General features: G+C 70.4%; 15 protein-coding genes. 12 read left to right on the forward strand and 3 right to left on the reverse strand.

All coding sequences use genetic code 11. The features are described from left to right. Positions 1-18 precede the first annotated feature (18 nt). The 5 genes from O7601_RS18620 to O7601_RS18640 are packed head-to-tail and all read left to right on the forward strand — an operon-like array spanning position 19 to position 4,715. Positions 19-1,359 (forward strand): extracellular solute-binding protein, encoded by a 1,341-nt coding sequence (locus O7601_RS18620; RefSeq protein ID WP_281562382.1) that lies wholly within the window; start codon positions 19-21, stop codon positions 1,357-1,359. A gap of 30 nt (positions 1,360-1,389) precedes the next feature. Next, entirely contained in the window at positions 1,390-2,373 is a 984-nt protein-coding gene (locus tag O7601_RS18625; RefSeq protein ID WP_281562383.1) for a sugar ABC transporter permease, read from the forward strand. Beyond that, a complete protein-coding gene (locus O7601_RS18630) occupies positions 2,373-3,257 on the forward strand; it encodes a carbohydrate ABC transporter permease (protein ID WP_281562384.1) in 885 nt (294 codons plus the stop codon). Before O7601_RS18625 ends, O7601_RS18630 begins: the two co-directional genes overlap by 1 nt. Continuing rightward, positions 3,241-3,873, forward strand: coding sequence for a hypothetical protein (locus tag O7601_RS18635; RefSeq protein ID WP_281562385.1), 633 nt, complete (start codon positions 3,241-3,243; stop codon positions 3,871-3,873). Before O7601_RS18630 ends, O7601_RS18635 begins: the two co-directional genes overlap by 17 nt. After that, complete coding sequence (locus O7601_RS18640; protein WP_281562386.1) at positions 3,870-4,715, forward strand: PmoA family protein; 846 nt, start codon at positions 3,870-3,872, stop codon at positions 4,713-4,715. The genes O7601_RS18635 and O7601_RS18640 overlap by 4 nt, the downstream gene beginning before the upstream one ends. A 109-nt stretch (positions 4,716-4,824) precedes the next feature. Here the strand turns inward: O7601_RS18640 and O7601_RS18645 are convergent, their stop codons facing one another. After that, positions 4,825-7,434 carry a CHAT domain-containing tetratricopeptide repeat protein gene (locus tag O7601_RS18645; RefSeq protein ID WP_281562387.1) on the reverse strand — a complete coding sequence of 870 codons (2,610 nt, stop codon included), beginning with the start codon at positions 7,432-7,434 and terminating at the stop codon, positions 4,825-4,827. Between the two features lie 195 nt (positions 7,435-7,629). On the opposite strand from O7601_RS18645, the gene O7601_RS18650 reads away from it, so the two are divergent. The 3 genes from O7601_RS18650 to O7601_RS18660 are packed head-to-tail and all read left to right on the forward strand — an operon-like array spanning position 7,630 to position 10,037. Then, the gene (locus tag O7601_RS18650; RefSeq protein ID WP_281562388.1) at positions 7,630-8,943 is read left to right on the forward strand and encodes a S8/S53 family peptidase; all 1,314 of its coding nucleotides are present in this window, start codon (positions 7,630-7,632) and stop codon (positions 8,941-8,943) included. 19 nt (positions 8,944-8,962) lie between these two features. Further along, positions 8,963-9,598, forward strand: coding sequence for a sigma-70 family RNA polymerase sigma factor (locus tag O7601_RS18655; RefSeq protein ID WP_281562389.1), 636 nt, complete (start codon positions 8,963-8,965; stop codon positions 9,596-9,598). Then, positions 9,573-10,037, forward strand: coding sequence for a hypothetical protein (locus tag O7601_RS18660; RefSeq protein WP_281562390.1), 465 nt, complete (start codon positions 9,573-9,575; stop codon positions 10,035-10,037). The genes O7601_RS18655 and O7601_RS18660 overlap by 26 nt, the downstream gene beginning before the upstream one ends. A gap of 45 nt (positions 10,038-10,082) precedes the next feature. Here O7601_RS18660 and O7601_RS18665 read toward each other — a convergent pair whose 3' ends face one another. Both O7601_RS18665 and O7601_RS18670 read right to left on the reverse strand, forming a co-directional pair. Beyond that, on the reverse strand, positions 10,083-11,108 hold the full coding sequence (locus tag O7601_RS18665; RefSeq protein ID WP_281562391.1) for a hypothetical protein: 1,026 nt from the start codon (positions 11,106-11,108) through the stop codon (positions 10,083-10,085). A gap of 176 nt (positions 11,109-11,284) precedes the next feature. After that, a complete protein-coding gene (locus O7601_RS18670) occupies positions 11,285-12,268 on the reverse strand; it encodes a LacI family DNA-binding transcriptional regulator (RefSeq protein WP_281562392.1) in 984 nt (327 codons plus the stop codon). A gap of 160 nt (positions 12,269-12,428) precedes the next feature. Here O7601_RS18670 and O7601_RS18675 point away from each other — a divergent pair, with 160 nt between their 5' ends. From O7601_RS18675 to O7601_RS18690, 4 genes are all read left to right on the forward strand, one after another. Then, entirely contained in the window at positions 12,429-13,739 is a 1,311-nt protein-coding gene (locus tag O7601_RS18675) for an extracellular solute-binding protein (RefSeq protein ID WP_281562393.1), read from the forward strand. Further along, complete coding sequence (locus O7601_RS18680) at positions 13,736-14,734, forward strand: sugar ABC transporter permease (protein ID WP_281562394.1); 999 nt, start codon at positions 13,736-13,738, stop codon at positions 14,732-14,734. Before O7601_RS18675 ends, O7601_RS18680 begins: the two co-directional genes overlap by 4 nt. After that, a complete protein-coding gene (locus O7601_RS18685) occupies positions 14,731-15,597 on the forward strand; it encodes a carbohydrate ABC transporter permease (RefSeq protein WP_281566966.1) in 867 nt (288 codons plus the stop codon). Before O7601_RS18680 ends, O7601_RS18685 begins: the two co-directional genes overlap by 4 nt. 140 nt (positions 15,598-15,737) lie before the next feature. Continuing rightward, positions 15,738-17,969, forward strand: a complete 2,232-nt coding sequence (locus O7601_RS18690) for a glycoside hydrolase family 3 N-terminal domain-containing protein (RefSeq protein ID WP_281562395.1) — start codon at positions 15,738-15,740, stop codon at positions 17,967-17,969. The last annotated feature ends 68 nt before the right edge of the window (positions 17,970-18,037 follow it).

The raw sequence follows: 18,037 nt of genomic DNA on the forward strand, positions 1-18,037 counted from the left end.
GCCAAGGAGTGAGCGCACATGCACCCCGCAACGCACCCCACCGCCAGCGCGCCTGACGGGCGCACCTACCGTACCCCCCTGCTGCGCCGCCGGCTGTTGCGCGGCCTGCTCGCCGCGGTCGTGGCCCTGCCGCTGGTCGGCGCGGCCGCGGCCTGCGGCGACGACGCCGGGTCCGACGGCAAGACCACCATCTCGATCTTCTGGTGGGGCGGCGAGGCCCGGGCCCAGCTCACCGAGCAGGCGCTGGACCTCTACACCCAGAAGAACCCGGACGTCGTCTTTGAGAAGGTCTGGCAGGCCAACCAGGGCTACTTCGACAAGCTGGCCACCCTGACCGCCGGCGGCAACCCGCCGGACATCTTCCAGATCGATGACAACTTCCTCACCGAGTACGCGGCCCGCAACGCGACCCTGGACCTCAAGCCGTATCAGGAATCCGGTGACCTGGACACCTCCAAGTTCCCGCCCAGCCTCCTCCAGTACGGCGTGGTCGACGGCAAGCTCGCCGGCCTGGCCGCCGGGGAGAACACCCAGGGACTGGTCTACAACAAGACGCTTGTGACCAAGAACGGCCTGCCCGAGCCGACCACCGGGATGAGCTGGGAGGAGCACATCGACTGGGCCGAGCAGGTCAGCAAGAAGACCGGTGTGCCCGGTACCCAGGACCCCAGCGCCGACTACAAGGCGTTCTGGGTGTGGCTGCGTCAGCAGGGCAAGGACCTATACTCCGGCAGCGACCTCGGCTTCACCGTCGATGACGTGACCAAGTGGTTCGAGCTGTGGAAGGGTGCCCGAGACCGGGGAGCCACCCCGACCCCCGACGTCATCCACGAGGGCAACGCCACCGACATCACCAAGCAACTCGTGGTCACCGGCAAGTCGGCGACCTCCTGGGTCTGGGTCAACCAGATGCCGGAACTGAAGAAGAACACCTCCGACGAACTCGGTGTCATCGCCTACCCGGGTGACCCCGCCGGCCAGTGGGCCCGTGCCTCGATGTACTGGTCGGTCTTCCGGGGCAGCAAGAACGCCGACATCGCCGTCGATGTGATCAACTTCCTGGCGAACGACCCCGAGGCGGTCAAGCTGCTCGGCACCGACCGGGGCCTGCCCTCCAACCTGGACCTGCGCCGGGTGGTCAGCGACGACACCACCGACGAGGCGATGAAGCAGTCCATCGCGGTGGAGACCGAGCTGGCCGAGACGTTCGGTGAGGCGCCCCAGGTGCCGATCAAGGGCCACAGCAAGGTCCGGGCCGAGCTGACCAAGGCCGGCGAGAACGCGCAGTACGGTCGGGCGACGCCGGCCGAGGCTGCCGCCCAGTTCGTCGAGGCATGCAAGGCGGCAATCGCCTCCTGACCCGCCGCACCACCCGGAGAGGAGCAGTTCGTGGCGTTGACCACGGCGCCCGACCCGACCCGACGCGGCACCGGATCCGTCCGGCCCGACGCCAACCGGCGCGGGTTCGGACGGATCCGGCACGGTGAAGGTCTGGCCGGTTACGTTTTCCTGTCGCCCTGGCTCATCGGTCTGATGGGCATCACGGCGCTACCCATGCTGTTGTCGCTGTACCTCAGCTTCACCAACTACGACATCCTCACCCCGTTGTCCGAGGTGGAGTGGGTCGGGCTGGCCAACTACGAGCGGATGTTCACGAGCGATCCTTCGTGGTGGCACTCGGTACGGGTCACGCTCAGCTTCGCCCTCATCGCCGTACCGCTGAAACTGGCCGCCGCGCTCGGGGTGGCCCTGCTGCTCAACCGGGCATGGCGCGGCGTCGGGCTGTTCCGCGGCCTGTTCTACCTGCCGTCGCTGCTCGGCGGCAGTGTGGCCCTGGCCATCGTCTGGGTCAACATGTTCAACCGGGACGGTGCGTTCAACTCGTTCCTCGCCCTCTTCGGCATTCAGGGCAAGCCCTGGGTCAACGACCCGGACTGGGCGCTTGAGACGCTCATGGTGCTGGCCATCTGGCAGTTCGGCGCACCCATGGTGATCTTCCTGGCCGGGCTCAAGCAGGTGCCCACGGAGCTGTACGAGGCCGCCGCGGTGGACGGGGCCGGCAAGTTCCGGCAGTTCGTCAACGTGACCCTGCCGATGCTCTCCCCGGTGATCTTCTTCAACCTGGTGCTGGAGACCATCAACGGGTTCCAGGGCTTCACCGCCGCGTTCGTGCTCAGCAACGGCACCGGCGGGCCGGTCGACTCGACCCTGATGTACACGCTCAACCTCTACATCACCGGCTTCACCAACCTGGAGATGGGCTACGCCTCCGCGATGGCCTGGGTGTTCCTGATCGCCATCGCGATCATCACGGTGATCTTCTTCAGCACCGGCCGGTTCTGGGTGCACTACTCCGACGGGGAGGATCGCTGATGGTGGCCGATACCGTCGCCCCGACCGTGGCGACCCGTCCACAACGCCCACGCAGCCGTTCCTGGCTCCGGTTGGTCGTGCTGCTGGTCATCGTCGCGGTCGTGCTCTACCCGCTGTTCTGGATGATCGGCACCTCCGTCAAGTCGCAGGAGGAGATCGTCAACAACATCGGTCTGCTGCCCCGGAACTTCACCCCGGGCAACTACACCGACGGGTGGACCAACTTCGACGTCAGCTTCGCCCGCTTCTTTCTGAACAGTGCCATGGTCAGCCTGCTCACCCTGGTCGGCAACGCGGTGAGCTGCCTGCTGGCCGCGTACGCCTTCGCCCGGCTGAGGTTCCGGCTGCGCGGGCTGTGGTTCGCCGTCATGATCGGCACCCTGCTGCTGCCGGGGCACGTGCTGATCGTGCCGCAGTACATCCTCTTCCGCACCCTCGGCCTGGTAGGCGGGGAGTGGCCATACCTGCCACTGCTCATCCCGCAGTTCCTGGCCACGGAGGCGTTCTTCGTCTTCCTGATGGTGCAGTTCATGCGGGGCATCCCCCGCGAGCTGGACGAGGCGGCGCGGATCGACGGCGCGAACGCGTTCGGCATCTTCCGGCACGTGATCCTGCCGCTGAGCCGTCCGGCTCTGGTCACCACCGCGATCTTCTCGTTCATCTGGACCTGGAACGACTTCTTCCGGCAACTGGTGTTCCTGTCCGAGTTGAGCGACTACACCGTCCCGGTGGCGTTGACCCTGTTCATCGACTCCACCAGCCAGAGCGCCGTCGGGCCGATGTTCGCCATGGCGGTGCTGTCCCTGCTGCCGGTCTTCCTGTTCTTCGTCGCCTTCCAGCGGATGCTCGTCGAGGGGATCAACACCAGTGGACTCAAGGGCTGACGGGCGCGCCGCGCCGGACAGGCCGGGGCGCGACTGGCGGGACACCGTCAGCGACGCCGCCGACCTCGCGCTGCTGGGCATCCTGGCCGTGCTCGCCGCGGTACCGGTGCTGACCGCCGGTGCCGCGGTCGGCACCGCCAGCGCGGCCGTGCACAGCTGGCTCACCACAGGCAGTTGGCCGCCGGCGCGTCTGACGCTGTCGCGTTTCGGCCGGGCGCTGCTGCCGGGGGTGCCTGCGGTTCTGATCGGGTTGGCCGCCGCCGGACTGCTCGTCGCGGACCTGGCCGCGTTGGCCACCGGCCGGGTCCCGGGCGGTACGGTGGCGCTGGTGCTCACCATCGTCGTCGCGGCGGCGCTGCTCGGCTACGCCGCCGCGATAGTGGTCGAGGTGGGGCGCGCCGGTGGCACCGGGTGGCGGTCGGCGGTCACCCGGGCCGCCCGCGCCTGCCTCGACCACCCCGCGCGCTGGGCCGCCCTCGCCGGCACCGCGCTGGTCGTGGTCCTGCTGTCGGTGCTGGTCACCCCGGTGGCGGTGCCGATCCTCGCCGGGTACGCGCTGGCCGCCGTGCACGCCGTCGCCCGCCGCCGGCCGGTCGGTCGGGTGGAGCTGTCGTGAGCGCTGTCGCCGACCCGCAGTTGCTCGTCGCGGGTACGCCGGTCGCCCGGTACGTGCTCGCACCCGACCTGGACGTCCGGCACGGACCCCGGCCGTACCTGCATCCGATCCGGACCCTGGTCGGCACGGTGGTCACCGACGCGCTCCCCGCCGACCACGTGTGGCACCTCGGCGCGTCGCTGGCGGTGCAGGACGTCAACGGCACGAACCTGTGGGGCGGGCGGACGTACGTGCGCGACGTCGGGTACACCTGGCGCGCCGACCACGGCCGGATCGTGCACACCGGATGGGACCGCCGCGAACCGCAGGTGCTGGACCACCACCTGCACTGGTGTGACCCGAGCGGCCGGGTCCTGCTCGCCGAGCGACGTACGCTGGCCGCCTCGGCGGTGCCCGGTCACGGGAGCGCGTGGCGGCTGGAGGTGTCCAGCACCCTGACGGCACCCGTTGACCACGACGTCACGCTGGGCAGCCCGGCCACCAACGGCCGTCCCGGCGGGGCCGGCTACGGCGGATTCTTCTGGCGGGCGGTGGCGGCCGAGCCAGCCGAGGTGTTCACCGCTGAGCTGGACGGCGAGGAGGCGGTCAACGGGTGCACCGAGCCATGGGTGGCGATGACCGGGCGGGCACCGGACGGTGAGGCGTATTCGCTGGTCTTCAGCGGCCTCGGGCCCGGCGATCGATGGTTCGTGCGGACGGCGATGTACCCGGGGGTGTGCGTGGCCTTCGCCTTCGAGCAGACCACCACCATCCCGGCGGGCACGAGCCGGCGCGGCCACTACCGCGTCGTCATCGCCGACGGCACGCTCGATCGGCACACCGCCGCCGTCCTCATCGACTGACCCGCCCACCCACGGCACCGCGACCGATGGCGGTCGAAGCGCTCGCTCCGCCACTCCCGGAGCTCCCGCAACGCTATAGGATCCCGGCAGCGGAGCCACCGGCGGTCGATCAACCGGCGCCCAGGCAGACGAACGCCGCCGCGGTAGCCCGGGCGGTGCCGTCGCCCCCTGCGACAAATGCCTGCTGGGTCTCGGCGAGGGCGTGCGCCGGTCGGGCACCGGCCCGCATCCGCCGGTGCAGGTCCAGCATGAGCGCGGTGGTCGAGTCGGCCGGCACCGGTAGCACCGTGGCGATCAGACACCGGGTGCCCAGGGCCAGCAGCACCGCGGCGAATCCCATCACCTCGTCGCCCGGGCGAATGCCGGTCAGCCCCGACTCGCAGGCGGAGAGGACCACGCAGCCGGGTGGCCGCGCGACACGTTCCCACTCGTACGCGAACAGCGGTCCCCCGGCGAGCTCCAGAGTGGAGAACTGTGGATTGTCCGCGCGGAACGTGCCGTGAGCCGCGATGTGCACCAACCCGGCACCGTCCAGTGCCCGGGTGAGCGCGTCGGCGGTGGCGTCCGCCCCGGTGATCAGTCGGGCTCCCGGCAACACCCGGGCGAGCCGGCGGACCTCGGCCCGCCCGGCCGGTAGCCGCGGGCCGCTGGCCAGGACAGGCGGTCCGACCGCCGCCTCGCGTCGATCCGCGCCGAGCCATACCGTGGCCGACGGGGCGACCGTGACGGCCCGACCAGCACAGGTCGGCAACTCGGCCCAGCCGACGGCATGCAGCTCACCGACCGGAACGATCACCAGGGGCCGGTCGGCCAGACGGCGTCGCACCGGATCGAAGAGCTGACGGTCGAGTACCGCGGCGGCATGTGCGGCACCCGCCTGCGCGGCGGCCGAGTCCCCGGTGGTGATCAGTCGACGTAGCCCGAACCGATGCCATCGGGCCAGCCTCGCCGCCTCGGCGAGCGGGCCGAGGTCGTGCAGGCTGACCCGACCGTCGCGGACCATCACCGCCCGGAGCCGATCGCCGTGCGCCACCAGTTCGACCAGGACGCGCGAGCCGAGCCGCTCGGCCAGGGCGTCCACGGTGGGCGGGGCGACCACCTCGCTCCCGCCGGGCATCCGCCGGGCAAGGTCGCGGATGCGGTGTTCGAGTCGGGCCTGCCGACCGCGCAGGGCACGTACCGGACGGTCGGCCAGCACCGCGTCCTCGATCAGCCCGCTGACCATCCTCAGCTCGGCGAGCGTGGTGACCAGATCGGGGTCATCGGGTGGGAGCGCCGAGCGCATCCGCAGCGTGTTGGCGCGCCACCGTTCCGACCAGGCGAGGACCCGGGCCGGTGCGCCGGCGCGGACGGCGACGTCCAGCCCCTCGGCCGCCAGTTCCTGCCCGTACGCCCCGCTGTGGGCCCGCAGTTCCGTGGCGCCGAGCGAGGTGCGGTGCCGGTCGAGCACGGCCAGTCCGCGCCGGAGGGCACGAGCCGCGCCGGACTCGTCGCCGCTCAACCGGCGCGACAGTGCCAGGGCGTACCAACCCTGAGCCCGTCGGGGAGCGGTGCCCCGGCCCCGCGCCCGGGCGGCCCGCCCGAACAGCTCCATGGCGCGGCCGGTGCGGCCAGTGGCAGCCGCCAGCAGACCGGCGTCGATGCGGGTGATCAGCGCGGGATCCGGCCAGCCGGTGGCGTCGAGCTGGTCGGCGGTCCGGACCATCGCGGTGAACAGGGCCGGCGAACGGGTTCCCCGGCGAAACTCGGCGCGCAGCTCGACGTGCCGGGCGAACGCGGCCCAGGTCCGGCGGCCCTGGCGCCGGAACCGGGTGCGGGCGGCCGCCGCGGCTGCGGTCGCGGTGTCCAGGTCACCGGCGAGCAACGCGGCCCGGGCCTGGGCCAGCAGCGCCTCGGCGAGATCGGAGGCCATCCCACGGCGGCGTAGTTCCCGGATCGCCACGGCGGCGACCTGCACCGCCTCGTCGACCAGGGGCACCGACAGCAGCAACTCGACGCGGTCCAGCAGCAACGCCGGCCGGGGCACCGCCAGTCGCCGGTACTCCTCGCCGATGGCGGCGAAGCAGCGCAGCGCGGCCGCGATGTCACCGCGCCGGCCGGCCGCGATCCCGCCGTTCCAGCGGGCGTCGGCTGCCGCCAGGTCCAGGCCGAGTCCATGGAAGACGGTCGCCGCCCGGGAGAGGTCGTCCGCGCCATCGACGGTGCCCCGGTGGGCGTTGAGCAGGCCCCGGTTGTTCCGGGCCCGTGCCTCCAGCAGCAGGTCACCGTCGCGTTGGGCGATGTCGATGGCGTGGCCGTAGTCGCGAACCGCTTCGTCGTAGCGTCCGCGGTAGTGCAGCACCACCCCGCGCTGCATCCGGGCCCGCCCGGCGTCCGCACCGGTCAGGTGGGGCAGCGCGTCGGTTACGGCCCGCAGCGCCGCCGCGGTACGGCCGGCGTTGGCCAGTACGTAACCGAGACTCATCTGCGCCAGCGCCCGGGTCCGGGCGGTGCCGGCGGTGCGTACCGCCCGTCGCAGGTGACGTAGCGCGCCGGATAGATCGTTGAGTTCCCGCAGGGCCAGGCCGATCGCCCGGTCGGCGGTGGATCGCTCGTCGTCGTCGGCGGTGCTGGCGGCGAGCACCCGCTGGGCGATCGCGATCGCCTCACGCGGACAGCGCTGGACGGTGTCGAGCGCCGCCATGGCGGTCCCGGCACCGGCGTCGGTGCTGTCGGGCATGGACAAAGAGTTCCCCATTCATGACGGTGCGTCAATGTCGACGGTCTCGTCTCACCGCCCTCGCCGGCGTGGGCTCGTCATTCGATCAATTGACATTCGGCGATTAGTTGGAAGAATCGGGGAGGTCCGGGGGATGTTCGCCGCGTCGACCACCGGTGGCGCGTGCCACTGCCCGGACCGTTCTTGGAGGACCTCGTGCTTCCTGATCACCCCATCGCGTCGCGTCCCGAACCGGGGCTGTCCCGACGGTGGCTTCTTGCGGCGTCCGCCCTGGCTACGGCCGCGGTGTCGCTCGGCGCCGGACTGCGTCCGCCGCCCGCGCGCGGCGACCTCGACGACGACAAGGCCTACCAGCTCGCGTTTGCCGAAGCACTCGACGCCGATCGCGAGGTGCGGCAGCACACCACGTCGGGTCGGGAGATCCTCTACCGACCCCGGCAACTGCTCACCGCGGACGCGGACACCTGGCGGGTCGTCGCCTGGCTGAGAAACGGCGGCCACGCGGTGACCATCGCCGACCGTTTCGCCGGTGTCACCCGGCTGCTGTTCGCCGGGGAGACCGACATTCCCGCAGTGGTGACGAGGCTGCGCGATCCCCGGCAGTGGCCCGGCCAGCCGGTGCCCGCGGTCCAACCGCACCACGTGCTGCTCGGTCTGGGCAACATCATGGGCAATCCGAGCGGACCGCCCAGGACGGTCGCTGCCCTACCGCCACCGGATCTGGCCCGGCTCGGCGAGGGGGCGGGGGTGACGGTCGGCATCTGCGACACCGGCATCTGGCGGCAGGCGGGCGACGTTCACCCGGAGTGGCTCGGTGGCGCCTACCTGCCGGAGTCCGACGACGAGGATCCGCTCTACGTCCACAGCGACGTGCTCGCCCCGCAGGGCGGCCACGGCACGTTCGTCGCCGGGGTGGTCCGGCAGGCCGCGCCGGGCGTGCGCGTCGACCCGGAATCGGCGCTGGGTCCCACCGGCGTCGGTGACGAGGCGATGCTGGTGGCCGCGCTCGGTCGGCTCGCGCCGGAGGTGTCCGTGGTGAATCTCTCGCTGGGCGGTTTCACCCTCGACGACCAGCCGTCGCTGCCGCTGGCCAACGCCGTGGCCGGACTACGGTCGACGACCGCGGTGGTGGCGGCGGCCGGAAACGCCGGCATCAACCGACCTGTCTGGCCGGCCGCGCTGCACCGGGTCCTGTCGGTCGCGGCGGTCGCCGCGACCGACACCGGCCCGGTGCCGGCGACCTACAGCGGCTTCGGAGCGTGGGTTGACGCCTGCGCCCTCGGCCAGCACCACAGCACGTTCGTCGACGGCCGGCTGCCGTTGCCGGGTCGGCCGACCCGGCAGTTCCGCGGGTTCGCCACCTGGGCCGGCACCTCGTTCGCGTCGGCGTACGTCGCGGGTCGGCTCGCCGCACTGATGACCACCGCCGGCCTGACCGCCGAGGCGGCACGGCTGGCGTTGCTCGCGGCGCCGCGCTGGCATCCCGACTACGGTGTCCTCGTCGGATGAGTGCCCAGACGGGAATGTCGTGCTGACCGATCGCAGCGCCACAGACCTGGTGTCCGCCGCGACGCACGGCGACGAGGCGGCCTGGGCCGAGCTGGTGCGCCGGTACACCCCGCTGGTGTACTCGGTGATCCGGTCCCACGACCTGGGTGGCGCCGACGCGGCCGATGTCAACCAGACCGTCTGGCTGCGGCTGGTGGAGCACCTGAATCAGGTACGCGAACCCGAGGCGCTGGCCGCCTGGCTGGCCGTGACGACCCGGCGCGAGTGCTACCGGATGTCCCGCCTCGGCCGGCGTACACAGCCGATGGACCCGTCCGACGGTGCGTTCGAGGCGTACCACGGGACCTGGGCGGACGTCGCGGCGCCGGACGAGGACCTGCTGCGAGCCGAGCGGCGCCAGGCGCTGCGGGAGAGCTTCGCTCAGCTTCCGCCGCGGTGCCAGGAGCTGCTTTCGTTGCTGACCGCCGATCCGCCGCTGACCTACCGGGAGGTCGCCGGCCGGCTGGGCCTACCGGTCGGCAGCATCGGGCCGACCCAGGCCCGCTGCCTGCGCAGGCTGCGCGACTCCCCGGCCCTCGCGTCGTACCTTGAACCGGGCGGGACGACCGGACGGAAGTGGGGTGAACGCGATGGAGCCGTGGCCGCCGGTCGATGACGACCGGTTGCAGGCGGAGCTGGGCGCGGCGCTCTGGGACGCCGGGGGAGTTCCCGAGGAGTACGTAACGGCGGCGCGGGCGGCGTTCGCCTGGCGGACGGTAGACGCCGAACTGACCCTGGCCGAGCTGATCTTCGACTCGGCAAGTGAGGCGGAACCGGCCGGGCTGACCCGGTCGGCGGGCTCCGCGCGCACCCTTTCCTTCCGCGGTGGCCCGGTCGTCGTGGAGATCGAGGTGACCGACGCCGGGATCGTCGGGCAGCTCTCCCCGACCGGCGGCGGTCGGGTCAGCGCCCGCACGAGCAGCGGCATCTACGAGGAGGCCCCGGTCAACGCGGTGGGTCTCTTCTCGCTGGGTGCTCCGCCGCCCGGTCCGATCCAGCTCCGAGCCGACGCGGGCGGACACATGGTGGTCACCGACTGGGTCTGCCTACGCTGACGGGGCCGCGAGCCGTCCGGCCCGCAGCCCCGCCAGGGCGCTGGACTACCGCCTGCCAGCGCTGATCAGATACTGCACGCCACCGAGGTCGGTCCGTCGCTGTCCGCTGTTGTCCGGCCCGAACTGGGTCACGTTGAACGCGATTTCCCGGTCGGACGTGGCCTCGGCCGAGAAGAGCAGCGAGAACTGCACCCGCTCACCGGGGTTGAGCACCAGATTGCCCAGGACGGCCCTGGTGGGCTCCACGATCTCCACCTGGGTCTCTCCGACCGGGCGGACGCCGGTGCCGGCCGCGCCGCCGGCCCGCCAGCGCTCGAAGAGTTCCGGACCGAGGTCGACGACGACACGGCCGCCGATGGGCCGCAGCGGCTCGGCCGCCGCGAAGACCACATCGTTCCTGGAGGGTACGGTAAGCGTGTTGCCGATGGCGAAGGGCCGCACGACCGGGCCCGTGCCCGGGGTCAGCCGGACCGAGTCGACGTTGCGCCACGCGATGTTGTTGTTGTGCCGGGTGTTGGTGTGGATGTCCGGACCCTCGAAGGTCATCGGGTCGGAGTCGGAACTCCAGCGGGCGATGAGGCAGAAGTGACCCGGCCCGGGTACCCCCGTCCACGGGATGGTGACCGTCGTGACGCCCGGGGCGGCGACGACGTTGGCGGCCCCGATCTGGGTCCAGTGGGTCGGCCAGGTCGCACCACCGCCGGGCGTGGTCCGGAAGACCCGGAGCACGCCGCTACCGACACCGGAGCCGTACGGCCCGGGATTGCGCAGCTTGACGAAGACGTAGTTCGTCACCCCCACGATCGGGTTCTGGCTGGTGGCGCACTCGACGGCGGTCGGGCAGACCTTGATGTCGGGGCTGATCCACAGCGGTTCGAGCATGTGCGGCTCGGCCCCGACATCGGCGGCGACATCCTTGATGTAGACGTCGGTGCGGGCCGTCGCGGCCGCCCGCTCCGATGCCGGGAAGGGCGCGGCGGCGGCTGCGGTGACCGCCAGCAGACTGGTCAGCGCCGCTCCCGCGAGGACGACCAGGGCGGCTCTGCGGACACGTCTTCCTGCACTGCTCATGACAGGTCTCTCCTATCGACGGGACTGGGCCGACCGGTACGTTTCCGTACTGTGTCGGCGCGGTTACGTCATTCAGGAGTGGGAAGACGGGCTGGAAATACCGTCGCCGGGCCACTGCGCTGTCAGATGGCGCGACGACCGGCAAAATTCCCGGGTCGGATGGCCCGCGATCTCGGTCAATCAGGCAGCGCCTGGCAGGAGGAGCGGACCACCAGCTCGGTGGGCAGTCGGATGTGGGTGTCGCGTTCGACGCCGGCGATCAGGTCGACCAACAGGCGCAACGCCTCCGCGCCCATCCGTTGCAACGGCTGCATTATTGTCGTCAGAGGCGGGTTGACCAGCGCCGACTCCGGGATGTTGTCGAAGCCGATCACGGACAGGTCGTCGGGGACCGACAGGCCCATGCTCCGGGCGACATCGATCGTGGAGATCGCGGAGAGGTCGTTGCCGGCGAAGACGGCGGTCGGACCGTCGGGCAACGCAAGCAGTTCGGCGGCGGTTTCGGCGGCGCTCTCGATGCGGAACCCGCCGACCCGGACCAGCCGCTCGTCCACCGTCACGCCCGCGTCGGCCATGGCCTGCCGGAAGCCCGCCTCGCGTAGCCGGGACGATTCGAGGTCGGGGCGTCCGCTGATGTGTCCGATGCGGCGGTGGCCGAGGGACAGCAGGTAGTTGGTCGCCAGGACGGCGCCGGCGAAGTTGTCGGAATCGACGGTCGGCAGCCCCGACGGGCCGGTGTGCGGGTCGACGGCCACGACGTGGAAGCCCTGCTTGGTCTCCACCACCGTCGGCGTGACGATCACGGCCCCGTCGATGAGCGTGCCCGACAACCGGGCCAGCGAGCGACGTTCCCAACCGACGGCCGTACCGGCGCCGTCGCCGCCGGAGTACGCCAGCAGTTGGTAGCCGGTGCCGGCGACCTCCACGCTGGCGCCCTTGAGCAGTTCGGTCGAGAACGGCTCGAACTCGGCGACCAGGATGCCCAGCACGTTGGTGCGATGGCTGCGCAGGCTCTGCGCCCCGAGGCTGGCCTCGTAGCCGAGTTGACGGATGACCTGTTGGACCCGCTCCACGGTCGCCTGTGCCACTCCGTAACGGCCGTTCACCACCTTGGAAACGGTCGCCACGGAGACGCCGGCCGTGCGGGCTACGTCCGACATCTTGACACGCTGGGAAAACGCCACGTCGATGATGATAGAGGGCCATCGGGCTGGTTACGGAGACGAGTCGAAAACGTTATCGACACCGATTGACACTGGGTGACCCGACTGAAAAACTCGCTCAGGCCGAGCACCCGACTGACTGGTCGAGGAGACATCGATGGCTATAAAGCGCCGTGCAACCACCTTCCTAGCGCTGTCCATGACAACCGCACTACTCGTCGCCGGCTGTGGCGGTGGCGGCGAGGACGAGGCACCTGCCGAAAGCGAGCTGTACAAGAACCCGGTGACGCTGACCTGGTGGCACAACGCCTCCCAGGACGGTCCCGGAAAGACCTACTGGGAAAAGGTCGCCAAGGACTTCAACGCCCTGCACCCCACGGTCACGATCGAGATCGAGGGCATCGAGACCAACCAACTCCAGCGCACCCGGCTCCCCGCCGCGCTGCTGAGCAACGACCCGCCGGACATCTTCCAGGCATGGGGCGGCGGCGAGATCCGCGAGCAGGTGGAGGCCGACTACCTCAAGGACATCACCGACCAGGTCAAGGACGAGGTTGCCAACATCGGCAGCGCGGTCGAGATCTGGCAGGTGGACGGCAAGCAGTACGGCCTGCCGTACCGGATGGGCATCGAGGGCATCTGGTACAACAAGGACCTGTTCCAGCAGGCCGGCATCACCGCTCCGCCGGCCACCTTCGACGAGCTGAACGACGCGGTCACCAAGCTCAAGGCGATCAACGTCATTCCGATCGCCGTCGGCGCCGGTGACAAGTGGCCCGCCGCGCACTGGTGGTACAACTTCGCCCTGCGTGCCTGCTCGGTGGACACCCTGCGAAAGGCCTCCCTCGAGAACGTCTTCGACGACCAGTGCTTCGTCAAGGCCGGTCAGGACCTGAAGGCCTTCATCGACACCGAGCCGTTCCAGCCCAACTTCATCGCCACGCCGGGTCAGAACGACCCGACCAGCGCCAACGGCCTGCTGGCCAACGGCAAGGCCGCGATGGAGCTGATGGGTGACTGGAACAAGGGCACCCTGGACACCGTCACCGAGGACCAGGAGGCGCTGAACAAGTTCATCGGCTGGTTCCCGGTGCCCGCCATCACCGGTTCCGCCGGTGACCCGAAGGCGGCCCTGGGCGGCGGCGACGGTTTCGCCTGTGCCAAGAACGCGCCGGCCGAGTGCGTCGAGTTCCTCAAGTACATCGTCAGCCCCGAGGTGCAGAAGGGCTACGCCGAGACCGGCACCGGCCTGCCGGTCGCCAAGGGCGCCGAGGACGGCGTCAAGGACCCGGCCCTGAAGTCCATCCTGGAGGCCACCACCAACGCCACCTACGTGCAGCTCTGGCTGGACACGGCGTTCGGTAGCACCGTCGGTAACGCGATGAACGACGCGATCGTCGCCATCTTCGCCGGTAACGGCACCCCTGAGCAGGTTGTCGAGGCCATGAAGGCGGCCGCGCGCAAGTGACCTCGACCAACCCGACCCTGGACCTCGCCGGCGGCGCATCCGCGCCGCCGGCGGGACCTCGGCCTGCCCGGCGCTCGTCCGCTCGGGCCGCCGAGACCCGACGCAAGTGGTACGAGATCATCGGGCTCACGACACCAGCCGTGATCGTCTACGTGATGTTCGTGCTGGTCCCGATGGGCTTCGCCTTCTACTACAGCCTGTTCCGTTGGCGTGGCGTCGGACCGCCCACCGACTATGTCGGCTTCGACAACTACGTCCTGGCCTTCCAGGACCCGATCTTCATCGACGCGCTGCGCAACAACGCGATCATCGTGTTCGGGTCACTGTTGATCCAGGGACCCATCGCGCTGGGCGTTGCCCTGCTGCTCAACCGCAACTTCCGCGGCCGTACGCTGTTCCGCCTGCTGGCGTTCGTGCCGTACGTGCTCGCCGAGGTCACCGTCGGCATCATGTGGAAGCTGCTGCTGTCCGACGCCGGCACGGTGAACGCGACGCTGGAGTCGCTGGGGCTGGGCAGCCTCGTGCAGGCGTGGCTCGCCGATCTCGATATCGTTATCTGGACGATGCTGGCCGTCCTGACCTGGAAGTACGTCGGTTTCGCCATCATCCTTCTGCTGGCCGGTCTGTCGAATGTGCCGCAGGAGCTGAACGAGGCCGCCGCCATCGACGGCGCGAGCTGGTGGCAGATCCAGCGGCACGTGACGCTGCCGCTGTTGGGGCCCACGATCCGGATCTGGATGTTCCTTTCCATGATCGGCTCGTTGCAGGTCTTCGACGTGATCTGGGTGACCTCCGTGCCCGCGGTGCGGTCGCTGGGCGCGTCGGCCACCATGGCGACGTACATGGTGGACAACGGGTTCTTCGCCCGCCTGTGGGGCTACGGCAACGCGGTGGCGGTCATCCTGTTCGCCATCTCGTTCGTCGCGGCGGTGCTGTTCCAGCGTTTCCTCCTGCGTCGTGACATCGAGGGCGCCATCACCAGAAGGGCAAACTGATCGTGGCCGCGAACGCCGTTCTATCGCCAACCGCCAAGCGCCGTCCGGTGTCGTGGGGCAACCCGCTCACCTACGCGCTGGCGCTCGCGGTCGCCGCCGTGTCGATCACTCCGGTGGTGTACGTGATCATCGGCGGCTTCCGCACCACGCCGCAGATCGTGGCGGATCCGGCCGGACTGCCCGACCCGTGGGTCTGGGACAACTACTCCCGGGTGCTGACCCAGAGCGACTTCTGGCGGCAGGTCTTCAACAGCGCCGTGGTGTCCCTGGGCACCACGATCGGCGTCGTCGTGCTGGGGGTCTGTGCCGCGTTCGTACTGGCCCGCTACACCTTCCGCGGCCGTGAGGTGCTCTACACCTTCTTCACCCTCGGTCTGCTGTTCCCGGCCGGAGCGGCGATCCTGCCGCTCTACCTCATGCTGCGTGACCTCAACCTGATCAACTCGTACTACGCGGTGATCCTGCCGCAGGTGGCCTTCGCGCTGCCGCTGACGATCGTGATCCTGCGACCGTTCCTCACCGCCATTCCCCGCGAGCTGGAGGACGCGGCGGCCATCGACGGCACCGGTCGGCTCGGCTTCCTCTGGCGCATCCTGCTGCCCCTGTCGCGGCCCGCGCTGGTCACCGTCGGTATTCTCGCATTCGTCACCAGCTGGAACGCGTTCCTGCTGCCGCTGCTCGTGCTCGGTGACGCGAGCCTGCACACCCTGCCGCTGGGCGTGCAGAACTTCTCCAGCCAGTACACCTCCGACACGGCTGGCATCCTCGCCTTCACCTCGCTGGCGATGTTGCCGGCGCTCATTTTCTTCACGTTCGCCGAGAAGCAGATCGTCGGTGGCCTCCAGGGCGCGGTCAAGGGCTGAGCGGCAGCGGCACGAACACAAAGGGGTAACACAGCATGACTGAGGTCCGCGAGGTCGTGGGCGGGCCGGCACCGGTGCCGGCCCAGACAGGATCGGGCCACGGCCGGCCCGACCGGTACGGGTCCGATGGCGAGACGCGTGTGCGTGAACTGCTCGGTCGGATGACGATCGAGGAGAAGATCGCGCAGCTCGTCGGCTTCTGGGAGAAGGCGGAGGGCGAGGCCGTCGCGCCGTTGCAGGGCGAGTTCAGCGACATCAGCCGACTCGAAGACTTCTCCCGACACGGGCTCGGTCACCTCACCCGCGCCTACGGCACCCGGCCGGTCGAGGCCGTGTCGCGGGCGTCATGGCTGTGGAAGTTCCAGTCCGACCTGGTGACGGGGACCAGGCTCGGCATCCCGGCGATCGTGCACGAGGAGTGCCTGACCGGGCTCTCGGCATGGAAGGCGGCCACCTTCCCCACCCCGCTGGCGTGGGGGGCCGCCTTCGACCCCGACCTGGTCACCGAGATGGCGGCGGCGATCGGGGCGTCGATGCGGGCGCTCGGCATCCACCAGGGGCTGTCGCCGGTGCTCGACGTGATCCGTGATCCCCGCTGGGGGCGGGTCGACGAGTGCATCGCCGAGGATCCCTACCTGGTCGGCACCCTCGGCACCTCGTACGTGCGCGGCCTGCAGTCGCAGGGCGTGCACGCCACGCTCAAACACTTCGTCGGCTACTCCGCCTCCCGCGCCGGGCGCAACTTCGCGCCGGTGCACGCCGGTCCGCGTGAACTCGCCGACGTGCTGCTCGTACCGTTCGAGATGGCGATCCTCGACGGCGACGCGCGTTCGGTGATGCACTCCTACGCCGAGATCGACGGCGTGCCCGTGGCTGCCGATCCGACGCTGCTGACCGGGTTGCTCCGGGACCGGTGGGGCTTCGACGGCACGGTGGTGGCCGACTACTACGGTGTGGCGTTCCTGAACCTGCTGCACCAGGTCGCCGGTGACCACGCGGACGCGGCCGTGCAGGCGCTGACCGCCGGTGTCGACATCGAGTTGCCGACCGGCGACGCGTACCTGACCCTGGCGGACTCGGTGCGCGCCGGCCGGATCGAGGAGTCGGTGATCGACCAGGCGGTGCTGCGGGTGTTGCGGCAGAAGCTGGAACTCGGGCTGCTGGACGCCACCTTCGCCGACGAGCCCGCCCAGGTGGTCGACCTCGACTCGTCCGAGCACCGGGCGATCGCCCGCAGCCTCGCGGAGAAGTCGATAGTCCTGGTCGCCAACCAGGACACGCTGCCGTTGCCGGCGGGCCGGCGGATCGCGGTGATCGGGCCGAACGCCGACCGGCAGGGTGCCCTCTTCGGGTGCTATTCCTTCCTCAACCACGTGCTCGTGCAGCATCCTGACGTGGAGACCGGCATCGAGGTGCCGACGGTGCTCGACGCGCTACGCGCCGAGTTCGGTGCCGATCTGGTCACCTCGGCCCGTGGCTGCGAGGTCGACGACGACGACCGCTCCGGCTTCGACGCCGCCGTCGCCGCCGCCACCGCGGCAGACGTCGCCGTGCTGGTCGTCGGTGACCACGCGGGACTGTTCGGTCGCGGCACGGTCGGCGAGGGCTGCGACCGGGACGACCTGGAGCTACCCGGTGTGCAGCGGGACCTTGTCGAGGCCGTGCTGGCGACGGGTCGGCCCGTCGTGCTGGTGCTGCTCACCGGTCGGCCGTACGCGATCGACTGGGCACTGAGCCGCTGCGCGGCGGTGGTGCAGACGTTCTTCCCGGGCGAGGAGGGCGCCGGTGCGATCGCCGGTGTGCTCTCCGGGCGGGTCAACCCATCGGGGCGGCTGCCGGTCAGCCTGCCCAGGTCGGCGGGCGCGCAGCCGTACTCGTACCTGCACCCCACGCTCGGCGACGGCAACGAGGTGACCAGTCTGCTGACGACGCCCGCGGCGCCCTTCGGTCACGGCCTGTCCTACACGACGTTCGAGCACACGAACCTGACGGCACCGGCCACGGTGCCGACCGACGGGGCACTCACGGTGAGCGTACGTGTCACCAACACCGGTGCGGTGGCCGGCGACGACGTGGTGCAGCTCTACGGCCGAGACCTGGTGGCGTCGGTGACCCGACCGGTGGCACAGCTGCTCGGCTACCAGCGGGTGCACCTTGCGCCGGGCCAGTCGGTCACGGTCACGCTGACGGTGCCCACCACCCGGCTGGCCTTCTCCGACCGGACGCTCACCCGGGTGGTGGAGCCCGGTGCCGTCGACCTGTGGGTCGGCACCAGCGCACGCCGTGACGTGGTGGCGTCGACCACCCTGGTCGGCGACGTCGCACCGGTCACCAACGCCTCCGCCCGCTGGACGACCACCGAGCTCAGCTGACGCCGTGACAGCCGGCGACCGTCGCGATGGTCGCGCCCGCACTATCCGGGGCAGTTCCCGATCATCGG

It is taken from the genome of Verrucosispora sp. WMMD573 (assembly GCF_027497175.1).
GTDB lineage: Bacteria > Actinomycetota > Actinomycetes > Mycobacteriales > Micromonosporaceae > Micromonospora.